This window comes from Amycolatopsis sp. NPDC052450 (assembly GCF_044547565.1).
Lineage (GTDB): Bacteria > Actinomycetota > Actinomycetes > Mycobacteriales > Pseudonocardiaceae > Amycolatopsis.
Genome location: NZ_JBIUAQ010000003.1, coordinates 81,224 through 96,824 on the forward strand (window position 1 = coordinate 81,224; position 15,601 = coordinate 96,824).

Annotated in this window: 14 protein-coding genes; 4 read left to right on the forward strand and 10 right to left on the reverse strand. The window is 66.9% G+C overall.

Going from position 1 to position 15,601, the window contains the following annotated elements; translation table 11 throughout:
• Nucleotides 1–98 precede the first annotated feature (98 nt).
• The 3 genes from ACIHAO_RS07745 to ACIHAO_RS07755 are packed head-to-tail and all read right to left on the reverse strand — an operon-like array spanning nucleotide 99 to nucleotide 1,830.
• Nucleotides 99–878 carry a thioesterase II family protein gene (locus ACIHAO_RS07745; RefSeq protein ID WP_396555541.1) on the reverse strand — a complete coding sequence of 260 codons (780 nt, stop codon included), beginning with the start codon at nucleotides 876–878 and terminating at the stop codon, nucleotides 99–101.
• Entirely contained in the window at nucleotides 875–1,312 is a 438-nt protein-coding gene (locus tag ACIHAO_RS07750; RefSeq protein WP_396555543.1) for a MaoC/PaaZ C-terminal domain-containing protein, read from the reverse strand. The genes ACIHAO_RS07745 and ACIHAO_RS07750 overlap by 4 nt, the downstream gene beginning before the upstream one ends.
• Complete coding sequence (locus ACIHAO_RS07755) at nucleotides 1,309–1,830, reverse strand: MaoC family dehydratase N-terminal domain-containing protein (RefSeq protein WP_396555545.1); 522 nt, start codon at nucleotides 1,828–1,830, stop codon at nucleotides 1,309–1,311. The genes ACIHAO_RS07750 and ACIHAO_RS07755 overlap by 4 nt, the downstream gene beginning before the upstream one ends.
• Before the next feature lie 45 nt (nucleotides 1,831–1,875).
• Here ACIHAO_RS07755 and ACIHAO_RS07760 point away from each other — a divergent pair, with 45 nt between their 5' ends.
• On the forward strand, nucleotides 1,876–2,667 hold the full coding sequence (locus ACIHAO_RS07760) for a BTAD domain-containing putative transcriptional regulator (protein ID WP_396555547.1): 792 nt from the start codon (nucleotides 1,876–1,878) through the stop codon (nucleotides 2,665–2,667).
• On the opposite strand, the gene ACIHAO_RS07765 is transcribed toward ACIHAO_RS07760, so the two are convergent.
• From ACIHAO_RS07765 to ACIHAO_RS07775, 3 genes are all read right to left on the reverse strand, one after another.
• Nucleotides 2,658–3,299, reverse strand: coding sequence for a response regulator (locus tag ACIHAO_RS07765; protein WP_396555549.1), 642 nt, complete (start codon nucleotides 3,297–3,299; stop codon nucleotides 2,658–2,660). The genes ACIHAO_RS07760 and ACIHAO_RS07765 overlap by 10 nt on opposite strands.
• Complete coding sequence (locus tag ACIHAO_RS07770) at nucleotides 3,289–4,407, reverse strand: sensor histidine kinase (protein ID WP_396555551.1); 1,119 nt, start codon at nucleotides 4,405–4,407, stop codon at nucleotides 3,289–3,291. The genes ACIHAO_RS07765 and ACIHAO_RS07770 overlap by 11 nt, the downstream gene beginning before the upstream one ends.
• Nucleotides 4,408–4,481: 74 nt before the next feature.
• Nucleotides 4,482–5,129 (reverse strand): DedA family protein, encoded by a 648-nt coding sequence (locus tag ACIHAO_RS07775; protein ID WP_396555553.1) that lies wholly within the window; start codon nucleotides 5,127–5,129, stop codon nucleotides 4,482–4,484.
• A 101-nt stretch (nucleotides 5,130–5,230) separates the two neighbouring features.
• Here ACIHAO_RS07775 and ACIHAO_RS07780 point away from each other — a divergent pair, with 101 nt between their 5' ends.
• A complete protein-coding gene (locus ACIHAO_RS07780) occupies nucleotides 5,231–7,954 on the forward strand; it encodes an AAA family ATPase (RefSeq protein WP_396555555.1) in 2,724 nt (907 codons plus the stop codon).
• A gap of 4 nt (nucleotides 7,955–7,958) precedes the next feature.
• On the opposite strand, the gene ACIHAO_RS07785 is transcribed toward ACIHAO_RS07780, so the two are convergent.
• Nucleotides 7,959–8,972: a hypothetical protein gene (locus ACIHAO_RS07785; RefSeq protein WP_396555557.1), complete on the reverse strand. Its 1,014-nt coding sequence runs from the start codon at nucleotides 8,970–8,972 to the stop codon at nucleotides 7,959–7,961.
• 33 nt (nucleotides 8,973–9,005) lie between these two features.
• On the reverse strand, nucleotides 9,006–10,463 hold the full coding sequence (locus ACIHAO_RS07790) for an MFS transporter (protein WP_396555559.1): 1,458 nt from the start codon (nucleotides 10,461–10,463) through the stop codon (nucleotides 9,006–9,008).
• A 223-nt stretch (nucleotides 10,464–10,686) separates the two neighbouring features.
• Between ACIHAO_RS07790 and ACIHAO_RS07795 the strand changes: the two genes are divergently transcribed.
• Nucleotides 10,687–11,223 (forward strand): ester cyclase, encoded by a 537-nt coding sequence (locus tag ACIHAO_RS07795; RefSeq protein WP_396555561.1) that lies wholly within the window; start codon nucleotides 10,687–10,689, stop codon nucleotides 11,221–11,223.
• Nucleotides 11,224–11,358: 135 nt separating this feature from the next.
• On the opposite strand, the gene ACIHAO_RS07800 is transcribed toward ACIHAO_RS07795, so the two are convergent.
• A complete protein-coding gene (locus ACIHAO_RS07800; protein WP_396555563.1) occupies nucleotides 11,359–13,539 on the reverse strand; it encodes an MMPL family transporter in 2,181 nt (726 codons plus the stop codon).
• 532 nt (nucleotides 13,540–14,071) lie between these two features.
• Here ACIHAO_RS07800 and ACIHAO_RS07805 point away from each other — a divergent pair.
• Nucleotides 14,072–14,725, forward strand: a complete 654-nt coding sequence (locus ACIHAO_RS07805; RefSeq protein WP_396555565.1) for a MerR family transcriptional regulator — start codon at nucleotides 14,072–14,074, stop codon at nucleotides 14,723–14,725.
• Between the two features lie 356 nt (nucleotides 14,726–15,081).
• Here the strand turns inward: ACIHAO_RS07805 and ACIHAO_RS07810 are convergent, their stop codons facing one another.
• On the reverse strand, nucleotides 15,082–15,483 hold the full coding sequence (locus ACIHAO_RS07810) for a nuclear transport factor 2 family protein (protein WP_396555567.1): 402 nt from the start codon (nucleotides 15,481–15,483) through the stop codon (nucleotides 15,082–15,084).
• Nucleotides 15,484–15,601 lie beyond the last annotated feature (118 nt).

Sequence of the window (15,601 nt, forward strand, 5' to 3'; positions counted from 1 at the left end):
CCCGCCTCCGCGGGTCCGGCCTGTGTGAGCGGACCCCGGTCGGCTCACACAGGCCGGTCCTTCGATCCGGGAGTCCCGCCTGAACCGCCGTGAGGACTTCAGGGCAGGGCGTGCCGGGATCTCCCCAGGACGGTGCCGACGTCCGCGACGATGCTGCGCACCAACGGTTCGGGGTCGTCCTGGAAGTAGAAGTGGCCGCCGGGAAAGGGACGTACACCCAGAAATTCGTTGGTGTGCCGAGACCAGTTCGCCGCGTCGGTGATCCCGGCGACAGGGTCGCGGTCGCCGCAGAACGCCGAGACGGGCCGCGTCAGCAGGCTGCCGTGGCGCGTCGGATGCCAGGTTTCCGCGGCTTCGAGATCGGCGCGTACCAGCGGCTCCACCCGTTGCCAGAGCCACTCGTCGCGCAGCACTCGATCGGGCAACCCGTCCAGCGCGATCAGTTCGGCTCGCAGCTCGGCCGACGGCAGACCATACAGCGGCGGCCGGGTGCGCGTGATCGAGTGGAACGGTCCGGGATGACCGGACACGCCGACCCATTCGGGCTGCGGCAAGCCCGCCGCCTGCAGCACGAGGGCGGTGTCGAAGGCGACCAGGCCACCCATGCTGTGGCCGAACATCGCGTAGGGCGCGGGTCGCTGTTCATCCAGATGGACGGCGAACGCGTCGCTGAGCGTGGTGATGTCCCGAGCGGCGGGATAGGGCGCCTTCGCCCGCCCCGGCGCGATGACCAGCCGGACCTCCCAGCTCTCGGGGAGCAGGGCAAGCCAGGGGCGGAACACGGTGTGCGAACCACCGGCGTGGTGCAACAGGTAGAGCCGCAACTCCGCGTCCGGCACCGGCTTGGGGCACACGATCGTGAGGAGTCCGCCGGTCATGTTGGCTGCCTCAGCACGACAAGCGCGTGGGCGCGCCCCAAGACCTTCTTGGTGCCATGGTGGACGGTCAACCGGATCCGGAACCGGCCGGGCTCCGGCGTTTCGGTGACGGTCCCCCCGACCGACAGGCAGGCGCCTGTGTCATCGTCGGGCACCACCACCGGCTGGGTGAAGCCTGCCCGGCAGTCGAGAACGATCGCCTGCGGCCCGGCCCATTCGACGACCGCGCGGATCGCCAGCCCCAGCGTGAGCATGCCGTGCGCGACCACCCCGGGCAGGCCTGCCTGCCGCGCTCTGCGGTCACTCCAGTGGAGGGGGTTCAGGTCTCCGGACGCGGCGGCGTACCGGATGAGGTCGGACCGGGTGACGGTGAACTGCCGGACCGGGAGGCTGCTGCCCTCGGCGGGCCCGGTCGCCCGCGATGGCGCGGTCATCCCGGCCTCCTGTCCGGCGTTGCGAGCGCGACGATCGTCGACGTCGAGGTGCACACATGGTTGCCGGACCTGTCGCCGATCTCCGTGACCGCGGTGATGACGCCGGCCTTGGCGACCGATTCGTTGTCAGACAGGGAAACCTTCGCGGTGAGGACGTCACCGGAATGAATGGGGCGTGTGTAGGCGAAGCGCTGGTCCCGGTGCACGACCTCGGCCAGTTCCGCGCCGTACCGGGCGAGCGCCGACTCGAGTGCGCGCATCGTCAGCGCCAGTGGAAAGGTCGCGGGAGCTGTCAACTCGCCGTCCAAGCCGTCAGCCGGAAAACCGAGTGCGATAGTGAAATCGCGAATCTGCCTGCGGCTTACCTCGACCTCGAAAGTAGTGACTATCTGGTGTGCGGGTGGATGTTCGTTGGGTTCCACGTTGGCCATTCTACGGACAATTCCGGTGTCGAGAAATGGCCCGATCGACGACTGTCCGCGGCGGCGTGATGTTTCTTTGGAGGTAGGCCGTGGCATCTTCGGATTCGAATGTCCACCGGGTTCGGCGAGACCACTATGCTGATGGACAGTACATACTTCTGGGGAGGAATCGTGCTGCTGAACATCCTCGGTCCGCCGGAATTGTGCGGCCGCCGCCGGAATCTGCAGATCGCCGGCCGCAAACTCGGCAAAGTGGCCGGGCTGCTCGCCGTTCGGGCGAATCAATATGTTTCCACGCAGACGATCAGTGAAGAGTTGTGGGCCGGATCTCCACCGCGCAACGAGCTGACGACGATCCGCACGCACGTGTACAACCTGCGGCGAATGCTGGAGTCGGTACAGGGCGAGCCACCGCAGGCCCGATTGCTGACCCGGCCGATGGGTTATCTGCTCTCGGTTCCCGCCGAGCTGGTCGACGTCGCGGTGTTCAAACACGGCGTGACGCGCGGTCGCGTCCTGCTCGCCGAGGGCCGGAACGCCGAAGCCGCGGACACCTTCCGGGACGCCCTTGCCGTGTGGCGGGGAAGTGCGCTCGCCGGGGTGGCCGCGGGTCCGGTGCTCGCCGGTCACGTCGCCGAGCTGACCGAACGACGCGCGAACGCGCTCGAGTACCGCATCGAGGCGGACCTGCTGGCGGGACGCCACCGTGAGCTGCTTCCCGAGCTGCGGGAGCTTGTCGGTGCCGATCCGCTGAACGAGTGGATGCAGGCCCGGTTGATCGAGGCGCTGGTTCGGCTGGGCCGCTCCGGCGAGGCCCTGCGCAGCTTCCAAGACGCGCGTACGCAGCTCGACGAGCAACTCGGCCTGGAGCCGTCGGTCGAGCTGCGCCGGGCGCAGCACCGGATTCTCGCCGCGGCGCACGGTCAGAGGTAGGCCGGCAGTAAGGACGCCCCTTGGGCTTTGCGCACCGCGTCTATGCGGGAGTTCGCGTCGAGCTTTTCGAATATGTTGCGCAGGTGGCGTTTGACGGTGCCTTCGGTGATGGACAGACGCGAGGCGATCTGCCGGTTGCTGAGTGCCTCGGCGACCAGGTCCAGCACCTCGAGCTCCCGTCTCGACAGCGAGATCGGTCTGTCGGCCGGGTGAGTGCCGTCGCCCAGCCCGCCGGACGTCGCGACGATCACCGCCTGCCCGGCCCGCACACTGCGGATCGTGGACACGAGGTGTTGGCGGCTCACGTTCTTGGACACGTAGGCCGAGACGCCCGCGTTGAGCAGCTTGTGGACCGACGCGGCGCCGTCGTGCATGGTCAGGATGATGATGCGGGGCGCGGGGATGATCTGCCGCAGGCTCGCCACCGTGCGGATCGGATCGTGCTTCGGCATCTCGAGGTCGAGCAGGACGATATGGGGCTTGGCGCGGGCGGCGACGGCGAGCACCTCTTCACCGTCGCCTGCGACGCCGCTGACCAGCAGGTCCTCCTCGACCAGAAGAGTGTCGCGGAGGGCTTCACGCAGTAATGTGTGGTCGTCGGCGATGACGATGCGAATGCCTTCAGTTGACATGGTCGTCCAACTCCGTCCTGATGGGAATCCAGATATTGATTCGGGTTCCTCGGTTCGGCGCGCTGGTGAGCACGAACTTTCCGGACAGGTTCTCGACGCGCTCCTTCATGGACAGCAATCCGGTTCCGCCGAGTGTGCCGAGATCGTCGGGAACCGCGAAGCCATGGCCGCTGTCCTTGATGACCGCACCGATCTGCCCGGGGGAGACTTCGACCATCACGAACGCACTCGGCGCGTCGGCATGGGCGATGATGTTGCGCAGTGCCTCCCGGAGCAGGATGAACATCTCGCTTCGCAGATGACCGGAAATGGATCTTTCGTCACCCTTGACGAATATCTCGATGCTGGACGGCTCGACCTCGAGAGAATTCACGAACGACTGGAGTGCGGACCTGATGCTGTTCACCGGGGATTCGAGCCGGAGGCCCGCGGCGAACCGCCGCGTTCCCTTGAACAGGTCGGACAGCACCATGCGCAGTTGCTCGAGATGGCCGGCGCTGTCCGGGTGGCCGAGTTCGACCAGTTCGAGCCTGCGCAACGCCAGGCTGAGGTTGCTGCCGTACCAGTCGTGCAGTTCCCGGGCGATCCGCTCCCGTTCCGCGGTCTGCGCCAGCTCCAGCCGATGGATCACCACCGTTTGGTACCAGGCCTTCGAGATCCGGCTCCGAGTGGCGATGCTTTGCTGCAGTGATCGTACTGTGAGCAATCCTCGGTCGGAAGTGTGCGCGGTGGCGGGATCGCGCCAAAGATGCTCGAGCAGCGAATCGAACATGCTGGACCACGCGTGGGTCAACTCGTCGAGCGGGATTTCCGCATTCGCCGCCGCCATGCCCATCACCGAGGCAAGTGCCAGCTTTGCCTCGTTGACGACCACCCGCCCCAGTCGCATTGTCTCCATGCAGTCCGCGAGGACATAGTCCAATTGGACGTAGCATTCGTTGAGCACGTCCTCGTTTGCGAGCAATTTGTCCGCGAACTGCGCGAGCCGGATGCGGTAATCGGTCCGTAGCAGTTCGATCTCGTCCGCAACGGCGCAGCATCCTGTATACCGATGTGACATTTCCCCCCCAATGTGGCACTGCCCCCCAAAAAACACCGGCCGCCGCACGCGGCCGCGGCCGGCGCGGTCGCCTGTTGCCCTGTGTGCACACCCACTGGTGATCGCCCCCCTCCGTAGCTATATCACAGGTTCACGGCGCGGTCCCCGTCGATTTCTTCGCGACCGGCACGGTCCCTCTTTGTTCGCAACCGATTTCGCACGGCGACGGTGATGATCAGTAGAATTCCGGCGATGCACAGCGCCGGAAGCCCGGCCATTGAGACCGCCAGCTCGGTTCTGTGATAAGCGTCGCCCGCGGTCCACCCGAGCGTGATCAGTGTGCACGCCCAGACGGCGGCGGCCGCGGCCGTGATCACGGCGTGGCGCAGCCTGGGGACACCGGCCTGTGCGGCGAGCCTCGGGGCGACCGTTCGCAACACGCCCAGGCACTGGCAGACCGCGAGGGTCATCGCCGCTCGCCTCTCCAAGCCGTTCAGCAACGCGGAGGTACGGGTGGAACCAAGCCGCCGGGTCGTGGCCCGCCACAGCGGGCCCTGGCGTGCGCGACCGCGCAAATACCCCACCTGGCTGCCCACCGCCGACGACAACGCCACGGTGGCGGCGATTGTCACCACCGGCACGACGTCGAACCGCGCCAGGGCGCCGACGGTGAGCACGGTGGTGGCGGCCGGAAGGAACACGCCGATGGCCAAACCCGACTCGGCGATCAGTAACGCCGCCAAGGCGAGATGGAGCAGCGGCCCCGGCAGCCCGGTCATGAACTCGATCACGTCACCACTCCCAACACCTGTCATGCCGGGTTCGAGCATGCTGTGCCCGCCTGCGGGGCGAATCCGTCGCGATGACTGATATTCGTTGATAGGGTTGATCTGTGCTTCACGGCCGTGATCAAGAAATCCATCTGATCCGTCGCCTCGTCGATGACGCCGGTCGTGGCGACCCCGGGGTTCTGGTGCTTCGCGGGCAGGCGGGCGTCGGAAAGACGGCCTTGCTGGACGAAGCGCGCGCCCACGCCGACGGCGTGACGGTGCTGTCTTGCTCGGGCTACGAACTCGAAGCGGGTTTCGCGTTCAGCGGGCTGCATCAGCTCTTGTTGCCGGTTCTCGACCAGATCGACTCCCTGCCGCAGGCACAGTCGGCGGCACTGCGCAGTGCGCTGGGCATGACCAGCGGCCAGGTAACGGATTTCGCGGTTTCCGCGGCCGCCTTTTCTCTGATCACCACGATTTCCGAACAGAAACCGGTGCTGATCGTCGTCGACGACCTGCAGTGGCTGGACGGCGCGTCCCTGGCCGCGTTCATGTTCCTGGTACGCAGGCTGGTGGCCGATCCCATCGCCGTTCTGATGGCCGTGCGAGAACCCAGTGACCTCGACACCTCGTTCCTGCCGGAACTGCGGCTGACCGGACTCACCGACGACAGCGCCGCCGAACTGCTGGACCGGCACGGATGGCGCTCGTCGCGCCAGGTGCGCACGGCGTTGATCGAGACGACCGGTGGCAACCCGCTGGCATTGATCGAACTCACTCGCGGTGGCGCGACCGGCCAGCTGGCCCACGATCTGATGCTGAGCGGAACCGTGCCGCTGAGTGACTCGCTCGGTAACGTCTTCGCGAAACGAGCGGACGAACTGGGGGACCAGTCACGGCTGCTGACCCTCGTCATCGCCGCGCAGAACGGGGCGGACGTGGGTCTCACCCTGGCCGCCGCACGCCGGCTCGGGATCACCGAGACCGCGATGGAGCCGATCGAGGCGTCCGGGTTGGCGCGGCTTTCCGGAGCGACCGTGGAATTCTCCCACCCGCTCATCCGGTCGGCCCTGTACCAGCGCGCATTGTCGCGAGACCGGTCGCGGGTCCACCTCGCACTGGCCGCCGAACTCACCGAACGCGGCGATCACCCGCGCTCGATCCATCACCGGACGATGGCCGCGACCGGACCCGACGAGGCACTCGCGGCGGAACTGGAACGAATGGCCGAGAAGGTGGTCGAGCGGGGCGGGGCCGCCGCCGCGGCGCACACCATGCAACGGGCGGCGGAGCTGAGCCCGGACCCGCTGGACCACCGGAGGCGGCTGACCGCGGCGGCGTTCGCCGCCTGGCGCTCGGGCCAGGCCGAGGTCGCACGGGCGATCACCGAGCGAATCGGTCCGGCACTGGCTCGGACCGGCACCAGCGTGGAGGCGCAGTTGTCGCGGCTGCGGGGGCTCATCGAGACCGACAGCGGCGACCCGTCGCTGGCCTACTCGCTGCTCGTCCGCAGCGCCGAGAGAATCGCTCCAGAACTGCCTGAGGACGCGCTGTGGCTGCTGTTCCTGGCTACGGAAGCCGCCGGGCTCGCAGGCGATCCGGACGGCCAGGTGGAGGCCGCGCGGCGGCTCGCGAATCTCGGCATCGACAAGGCGTACGACCGGATCGGGCGCTGGGTGTACGGCGCGGCTGTCGGGAACCTGGACCCGGAGAGCAGTGACCCGGACACGGTACTGGACTCGATACCCCCATCCGTGCCGGTCAACGATCCGCGCCGGGTGATGCTGGTGCTGGGGGTCGGTATTCGCGGGCACAATCCGCGGCAGGTGCGGGACCACGGTGTGGAGGTCTGTGCGCAGCTGCGTTCGGTGGGGATGACCAACGTCCTCACCACGATTCTCACCTGGCTCGCCGACCTGGAGTATCACCTCGGGTTGTGGGATTCCGGGATCACGCACGCCCACGAAGCGGCCCGGCTCAGCCAGGACAGCGGGCAATGTTCGCGAAGGGCGGTCGCCGTCGCACTGCTGGCGCGCTTCGCGGCGGTCAGGGGAGACGAGCAGTCCTGTCTCGAGCACGCCGATCTCGCCCTGAACCTGGCGTCGCCGCTGGGAAACCGGACAGCCACGGCGATCACGTCGTGGGCGCGCGGTCAGCTCGACCTGGTCAAGGCGGATCCGCGCGGCGCGCTGGAGCGGATGCTCGCGATGAGTTCCCCGATCTCACCGCACGCCAACGCCATCGTCGCCAGGAGGGCGATACCGGACCTGGTGGAAGCGGCATACCAGGTGGGTGACCTCGATCGGGTCCGCGAGGAGCTGCGGGCCTTCGAGCTGTGGGCCGGGCGGTCCAACCTCGAATGGGCCGGGCTGTATGTGGACTGGTGCCGCGCGATGGTCGGACAGGGCGACGTCGAAACGTCCATGAAGCGCGTCCTCGCCGCGGCCGCGGTATCCGACTTCCCGTTCGACCACGGGCGGATCCACCTGTTCTACGGTGGCTGGCTGCGTCGTAACCGCAGGTTGCTGGAAGCCCGCGAACATCTCCGGGTGGCGGCTCAGTTGTTCAACAGCCTGGGTGCGAGCCCCTGGGAAGCCAACGCCACCACCGAGCTACGGGCGGCGGGCGGGCAGGCCATGCCGAGTGACGAGCAAACAGCGGCGTTGACCCCGCAGGAACTGCACGTGGCGCAGCTGGCGGCTCGCGGGCTCAGCAACAAGGAGATCGCGATGGAGCTGTACATCAGCCCACGCACCGTCGGATACCACCTGTACAAGCTCTTTCCGAAGCTGGGAATCACCGCGCGGTCGCAGTTGCGGTCGCTCCGGATGTTCGAGAGAACCTGAGCCTTCAGAAGGGAACCCTGCGCAACCAGAACGTCGTCTCGGTCATCCCGCCGGTCAGCAGCTTGTCCATCTGGCCGCTCAGCGCGTAGGTACCCGTCGGTCCGTACGCCACCGCCGTCGGCGCCCTCAGCGGCCACGGTCCGGCCTGGTCGACCAGCCGCGCCGTGCGCCAGCCGTCGGCACTGCCGAGCCCGACGACGGCGTCCACCACACCAGGCGCGCCCAGATTGTTCCGTGCGGCCAGCAGGGTCCCGTCGGGCCGCAGGGTGAAACCCTCGACGCCGCGGAGCGGTGCTTTCGTGGCGACCACCGAGGTCTCCGGCCGTCCGTCCAGGGAGATCCGAAACAGCGATCCGGTGTCGTATCGCGCCGTGAGTAGGTAGCCATCGGGGTGCCAGGCGATCCCGTTCAGGCCGATGTCCGGGCTGCGGAATCGCGGATCGGTGACCAGCGCCCGAACGTTTCCGTGGCGATCGATGACCTGCACGGTGGCGGACACACAGTCGGTCACATAGACCGAGCCGGTGGCGTGGTCGACCGTGACGTCGTTGGCGAAGGTATCGGCACGACCGAGTGCGGTGTCGATCTTCCGCACGACGCGTCCGGTGACCAGGTTGATGACGGCCACACCGGACGTGGGCGGCTGCGTGACGGGGACGAAACGCCGGACCCAGTAGTCGCTGTAGGCCACGTAGAGGCGCTTCCGCGACCGGTCCACTTCCATTCCCAACGTGGACACGAGACCGAGACTCGGCACGAGCGGCCGTACCGTGCCGTCCAGGCCGACCACGGACACCGTGCCCTGGGTGGCCGAACCGACCAGGAAGGCGTGCCGGTACGGGTCCCACGCGGTGCCTTCGGGGTAGAGCGCGGGTGCCGTCACGGTGATCAGCTCCGGGCCGCAGTCCGGTGCCATGCCGCTCGCGGCGGCGGACGCCGTCGGGTCGGTGGCGACGAACGTGGCCGCCCCCAGCGAAGCGAAGCCCGTGAGCGCCACTCTGCGCGATATGCCCGCCATTTTCCGTCCTCCAGATCTTCGGTCTTCACAGTGTCAGTCGATCGCGGCAGGCAGCGAATCCCGCGGGACCCGGGCGGCGCCGGCGCCAGGAACCGTGCTGTCGAGCGCCCGGCGAATGAACAACGCGGCGGACACGCCCGCGGCGACGACCACGACCCCGAGCCACAAGGCGTGCTGGGTTCCCACGGTGAACGATTCGGCGGCCGTGGCCTGCGAGCCGGCCGCCTGCGAGCTGGTGAACCCGTGGGTGAACAGCGTGGTCAGCACCGCGATACCGAGGGCACCGCCCAGTTCCCGAACGGTGTTGTTCACCCCCGACGCCTTGTTGTGCTCGGCGTCGGCCACGGAGCCGATGACCGTCGCGGGATTGGCCGCGAATACCAGGCCCATGCCGATGCCCGCCAGGATGAAGGCCGGAATCATGGCCCCGTAGGACATTTCCGGTTCGATCGCCAGCGCGAGCCACGCGAGCGCCGCGGCCTGCATGCCGGAACCGATCGCCTGGAGAAGGCCGCCTCCGACGCGCTCGATCAGCAGGCTCGCCAGTGGCACGACGACCACGGGCACGGCCGTCCACGGCAACGTGCGCAAGCCGGCCTCGAACGGCGTGTACCCCATCGGGCCTTGCATGAACTGCGCAAGGAAGAACACCGAACCGAAGACGCCGAAGTGCGTCGTCAAGGCCACCGCGTTGCTCAGCATGAACGCCCGGACGCGATACATCCGCAGCGGAACGAGGGGCTCGGCGACCCGCCGCTCGTAGAGCACGAATCCGGTGAAAAGCACGGCGGCCGACGCGATACCCGAAATCGCGCGGCCGCTGTCCCAACCGTGGTCGGCGGCCCCGACGATCCCCCACACGGCGGCGACCACCGAGCCGATGATCAGCAGGCCGCCGACGATGTCGATGCTCCGATCGTCACCACGGCTCTCCCTGATCGCCCACAGCACCATCGGCAGGACGAGGAATCCGATCGGCACGTTGATCCAGAAGATCCAGTTCCACTCCAGGTATTCGGTCACCAGCCCGCCCGCCAACGGACCGAGCGCGATACCGAGACCATTCACCCCGCCCCACACCCCGACGGCCATGTTGCGTTGTTTCTCGGAAACCGCCGCGACGGCGAGGGTCAGGGAGACGGGAAGGATCATCGCCGCCCCGGCGCCCTGCAAAACGCGTGCGGCGACCAGTGTTTCCACCGAACCCGAGAGCGCACAGGCCGCGGACGCGACCGTGAACAGGGCGATACCGAGCAAGAACACCCGGCGCCTGCCGAAGCGGTCACCGAGGGCCGCTCCCGCGAGCAAGAGGCCGGCGAAGGCGAGGACGTAGCCGTTGACCACCCACTGCAGGGTCGACTGCCGCACACCGAAGTCCCCGGCGATTTTCGCCAGCGCACTGGTGACGACCAGGTTGTCCAAGGCCACCATGAACATGGGTATCGCGGATGCCAGCAATGCCCACAAGGTCCGCGGGGTCTTTCGCGTCATTCCTGGTCTCCTGGTCGGTCAATGGAAACGTCGTCCATTTCGCCACGCGTCGAGCGTTCTGATTCGACGGTACCCGTAGCGATCTGAGCACAGTGCGATATTCGTCAAAAGTGACACAGGGGATGTGACTTAAGGACAGGATGGCGCCTGTCCGGCGATATGACTATTAGACTCTCACCTGCGCATCCTCGATGTTCGATTTCATTCTCATGAAAGGAAACCGATGGCTGAAAACCTTGCTGAACTCGCTGAAGAAGTCGGCGCCAGCGGAGAGGTCGTCCAGCAGGTACTCGCCGTGCCGCCGGAGATGGTGGAAACGATCATCGGCATCGCCAAGGTCGTCGCGGCCGCTGATCTGGAAGGGGCCCGTAAGTATTTGAGCGCCGACTTCATCGACCACGAGTCGGCTCCGGATGAGCCCATCGGTCCGGAGGGCTTCATTTCGGTAGTAAAGGACGTGCACAAGGCATTCCCCGACGCGACCTGGCAACCGGAGGATTTGTTCGCCACGCACGACCGATACGCGGTGCGGGTGAAGTTCGAGGGAACGCAGCTGGGCGAGTTCCTTGGCTACCCGCCCACCGGAAAGCGGGTTTCGGTGACGCAACTGCACTATTACCGGGTCGTCAACGGAAAGGCCGTCGAGCACTGGGGCGGCCGCGATGTCATCAAGATGCTTCGCCAGCTCGGCCTGTACTCGCGCGAGGACAGCATCGAGGCCATCGCGGCCGACCACGCCAAGGCCGCTGCCGCGGAGTGAAGGACCCGGCCATCTCGCACCGGAATCACCGGTGCGAGATGGCCGTTTTCCTGTCCTGGGCCGGCGGCGACTCACGCGATTCGGGATTGGCCCCGCTGAGGAGCCAATCCCGAGTTACGCCGAAGTGATCCGCGCTCAGACGGACGCCGACGTGTGCGGTTTGGCCGGCGCCGGCTCCGAACCGGTGCTCTCCCGGAGGCCGTGCCGTTCCCACCATCTGGCCATGGGACCCGGCGCCCACCATGCCCATTTGCCGAGCAGTTTCATCGAGGCCGGCACCAGCAGACCACGGACCACGGTGGCGTCGACAAGGATCGCCACCACCAGCCCGACCCCGATCATCTTCATCAGAGTGACGCTGGCGAGCACGAATCCGCCGATGACCACCAGCATCAGCAACACGGCGCCGGAAACGATCCGCGAGTTCTGCTGCACCCCGGCGGCGATGGACTCGTCCACATCACCGGTGCGGTCCCATCGTTCTTTGATCCTGGCGAGCAGGAAGACCTCGTAATCCATGGCGAGCCCGAACGCGATCGCGACGATGAACACGGGAAAGTTGACGTCGACCGCGCCGACCGGGACGAATCCGAGGAAGTCGTGCAGGAACCCGTCCTGGAAGATCACCTTGATCACGCCGAACGCGGCGGACAGCGACAGGAGGTTCAGCACGATCGCCTTCAACGGCAAGAGCACGGACCCGAACGCGAGGAACATGACCACGAAACTCAGCATCGCGATGAACAGGATCACCCAGGGCAGCCGCGAACTGATCATTTCCACGATGCCGAACCGCGACGCGGGCATGCCGGTCACCAACGTGGTCGCCCCGTCGGGAGGTCGTACCGCGTGCAGGCCGTCGACCATGGCGCGCGCCTCCCTCGCCTGCGGATCCATCGAATAGTGCAGGGTGACCCTGGCGAGATCGTCCACGGTTCTCGTCACCGCGGCTCCGGAGATGCCCGGTACCGCGGCCAGCTTGTCCGCATAGGCGTCCAGCGCGGGTTTGGTCGCCGGGTCTCCCGCGGGCCCCGGGGTGCGCACCACGACGGTCATCAGCCGGGCCGGATCCTGCTCGAAGCCGCTCGCCATCCGTTCGGTGACCGTTCTGGCGTCCGCGCCCGGCGGCAGGACCCAGTCGCCGGGGCGTGCCCAGTTGGCACTGAGCACCGGGGCGCCGAGGCCGAGCAGCGCGGCCACGATGAGAACGGTGGCCACCACGGGCCGCTTCATGACCAGCCGGGCCACCCGGGACCAACGCCCCTCCGTGGTATCGGGCCTGCTCCGCCACGGCAGGGGTACTCGCAACGAGTCGATCCGGTGCCCGGCGATCCGCAACAGTGCGGGCATGAGGAGCAGTGAACCCAGCACGGCGAAGAGTACGACCGCGATACCGGCGTAGCCCATCGAATTGAGGAACTGTGCCGGGAAAAGGGTCAGGCAGCCGAACGACGCGGCGGCGGTGAGTCCGGAGATCATCACCGTCCTGCCTGCCGTGGCCGTCGTGATCCGTACCGCCTCGTCGAGACTCGATCCGGCCGCCAGTTGTTCGCGAAAGCGGCTCACCATCAGCAGTCCGTAGTCGATGGCGAGGCCGAGGGCGAGGATCGTGATGACGTTGACGGCGAACGACGACACGTTGGTGAACATCGTAACGACGCGGACGACGACGAACGAGCCCATGGCGACGAAGACCGCCACCGCGAGCGGAAGAGCGGCAGCGACCAGGGTCCGGAAGACCAGGAGCATCAGAACAAGCAGGATCGGGATCGAGATCACCTCCGCCCGCACGATGTCACTGGTGTTCCGTTCGTTGACCTGATCGGTCATCGCGGTGAGGCCGCCGAACCGGGTTTGCAGCACCGGCGAGGTCAGGCCCGGTTCGATCGCCTCGAACTGGTCGACCCGTTCGTACTCGTCAGTGGACGGGAGTTGGATCGTGGCGTAAGTGGCGTGCCGATCCTTCGAGACGAACGCGGGGTCGTTGGTCGTCCAGAAGGTGTCCAGGGACACCACGGCGCCGGGCGGCACCGAACTGACCGCGCCGCGCACCGCGTCGGCGAACTCCGGCTGGTCGACGGTCAGCGTCGGGTGCTCGTAGAGCACGACCAGGTCGGCGGTCTTGCGCCCGAGCGGGCCGGCGAGAACCGCGTCCGCCCGAGCCGATTCACTGCCCGGGTCCTCGAAACCCGCGCCGGTACTCAGCGCGCCGAACACGCCGGTCCCCCAGACCGAGGCGAAGAGGAAAAACAGAACTGACCCGATAACGACGAGCCGGCGCCGGCGCGCCGCGAATTCGCCGATGGCGGAGAACATGGGGTTCCCTTTCTTCAAGGTATGGAATGGAGCGCAATCAGGTCGTCACCGGAATCTCAGCTGATCCGCGATTCCTCAAGGAACTCCGGGGCACGCCATCGAAGCACTGGCGCGAGGATTCCGGGCGGGCCGGTGAGGCCGCCGCACCCCCAGGCCACCTCCGTTCGCGACGACGTGATCCGCACCTCACGAGCATCGGTCAGGCGTCGCCGGACCTCGTCCTGCCCTGGACCGCTGGGCAGCGTGGGCCGCGCGCAGCGGAGAGATGGTTCATCGCCGGTGTCCTTTGCAGCCGTCCTTCTGCGGTCGATCGCATCGTCGGGCCTGAAGGAGGTCGCCCACATCTGTCAAAATGACTGGCTACTTGCAGCTGCCAGGCCGTGCTGCTCGCTCGAATCGATGACGAACTCGGCGAGGGGATGTCGCGTCCTGCGCGCATTGATCGGGGCGGAGCCGGCTGCTATCAATGGCTATCGACCCAAGCTGTCTGCTTCAAGGTGGAAGTGCTGTCAAAAGTGATGAGGTCAGCCCCATGCGTGTCGCTGAATTGAGTAGGTGCACTGGAATCCCGCTACCGACGATCAAGTACTATTTACGGGAAGGACTGCTGTTCCCGGGCGTCCGGACCAGCCCGAATCAGGCACGGTACGACGAGCGGCATGTGCGACGTCTGCACCTCATCCGAGCGCTGATCGACGTGGGCGGGCTGTCGGTGAACGCGGCGTGCGACGTCCTGGAGCAGATCGACTCACCGGGTGTCAGCGTGCACTCGGTACTGGGAAAGGCGCAGTGCGCGACACCCCCGCGGCGCGACCATGTCGACGACGACGCGGGTACCTCGGCGGAGGACGTGGTTCGCGGACTGCTCACTCGGCGTGACTGGAAGGTGAAGGACACCAATCCGTCCCTGAAAACGCTCGCCGAGGTGGTCGCGACACTGGTCAGGTTGCGGCAGGAGCGGCTGCTGCCCTTGCTGGACGCCTACGCCGAGGCCGCCGAACTGATGGCAGGCCGGGAGGTGGCCGAACTCGCCAAGCTGGACGACGTCGACGGATCGGCCGAGGCGGCGAGCATCTGGATCGTGTTCGGTGACGTGCTGATGTCGGCGCTGCGCAGGTTGGCGCAGGAGAACGCCTCGCGCGTGGTGCTCAACGCCCGGGTTCCTCCCGCTGCCTCGACGGCGTAGCCGCCGTCCGTCGGTCGACCACGGGAGGCCCCGTTGTTGTCGTTGAAGTACCGCAACTCTGGCGAGGTCGGTTGCACCGACTCGGTGACGGAACCCGGTCACTCCTTGACCATCCACAAAGGATGCTCTCTGAATGCCCGGTTGCCGCCTATCTGGGCGGTTCTTGACCGAGGTCGTGAGTGGCGATTCGGATTCTCCTGAGCGGTAAGGCAAACGTGGCGTGCTCTGGGGTCACCTCTGGCGGTGTGCGCGGAGAATCGGAAGCCGGGCATGCCCCCAATGTGGCATTGGGGACGCTGACCGTCCCCAATGCCACATTGGGGGCATCGGACCGCGGTGCGCACTCTCCTGCTGGGTCAGGGTGTGGCCGACGGAAGGTCCATGATGCCGGTGGCTTGTGACCAGACACAACGCCACGTGTCGCCGGCCTGGGTGTAGACGTCGGTGTGCCAGGCCTCGTGCCGCGGGATGTCCGCGCCGTCGACGGTGAGTTCGATGACGCACCGGTAGCGGAGGACGACGACGTCGGCGCCGACGATGGCGTCCACGTCGCCGGTCAGCCGCAGTTCCCGGTAGGCGACGCGCCCGGTGGTGAGGAGATCCAGGTATTCGGCCTTCGTCCACACGGTGCCGGTCGGGTTGCACAACCGGTACTCCGCGGCGTGCAAGCGGTCGTAGGTGCCGCGATCCACGTCGAGGAGACACTGGATCCGATCCTGCTCGGCCTTGATCACTTGGCCGGCCACATCGTCGGTCATACGCGCTCCTGTTCACTCGTTCGGTTCTGGTCGGCGACACGTGTGCCTGCGACCAAGTCAGAAGGCGGGGAAGCGACGATATACGACCCGGGCGGTGGAGGTTGACTCGAATTCTCAC

Coding starts and splice junctions, on each gene's coding strand:
- ACIHAO_RS07745 (WP_396555541.1), bottom strand. CDS start 878: ATGACCGGCGGACTCCTCACGATCGTGTGCCCCAAGCCGGTGCCGGAC.
- ACIHAO_RS07750 (WP_396555543.1), bottom strand. CDS start 1,312: ATGACCGCGCCATCGCGGGCGACCGGGCCCGCCGAGGGCAGCAGCCTC.
- ACIHAO_RS07755 (WP_396555545.1), bottom strand. CDS start 1,830: ATGCCACGGCCTACCTCCAAAGAAACATCACGCCGCCGCGGACAGTCG.
- ACIHAO_RS07760 (WP_396555547.1), top strand. CDS start 1,876: ATGGACAGTACATACTTCTGGGGAGGAATCGTGCTGCTGAACATCCTC.
- ACIHAO_RS07765 (WP_396555549.1), bottom strand. CDS start 3,299: ATGTCAACTGAAGGCATTCGCATCGTCATCGCCGACGACCACACATTA.
- ACIHAO_RS07785 (WP_396555557.1), bottom strand. CDS start 8,972: ATGGCGGGCATATCGCGCAGAGTGGCGCTCACGGGCTTCGCTTCGCTG.
- ACIHAO_RS07790 (WP_396555559.1), bottom strand. CDS start 10,463: ATGACGCGAAAGACCCCGCGGACCTTGTGGGCATTGCTGGCATCCGCG.
- ACIHAO_RS07795 (WP_396555561.1), top strand. CDS start 10,687: ATGGCTGAAAACCTTGCTGAACTCGCTGAAGAAGTCGGCGCCAGCGGA.
- ACIHAO_RS07800 (WP_396555563.1), bottom strand. CDS start 13,539: ATGTTCTCCGCCATCGGCGAATTCGCGGCGCGCCGGCGCCGGCTCGTC.
- ACIHAO_RS07805 (WP_396555565.1), top strand. CDS start 14,072: ATGCGTGTCGCTGAATTGAGTAGGTGCACTGGAATCCCGCTACCGACG.
- ACIHAO_RS07810 (WP_396555567.1), bottom strand. CDS start 15,483: ATGACCGACGATGTGGCCGGCCAAGTGATCAAGGCCGAGCAGGATCGG.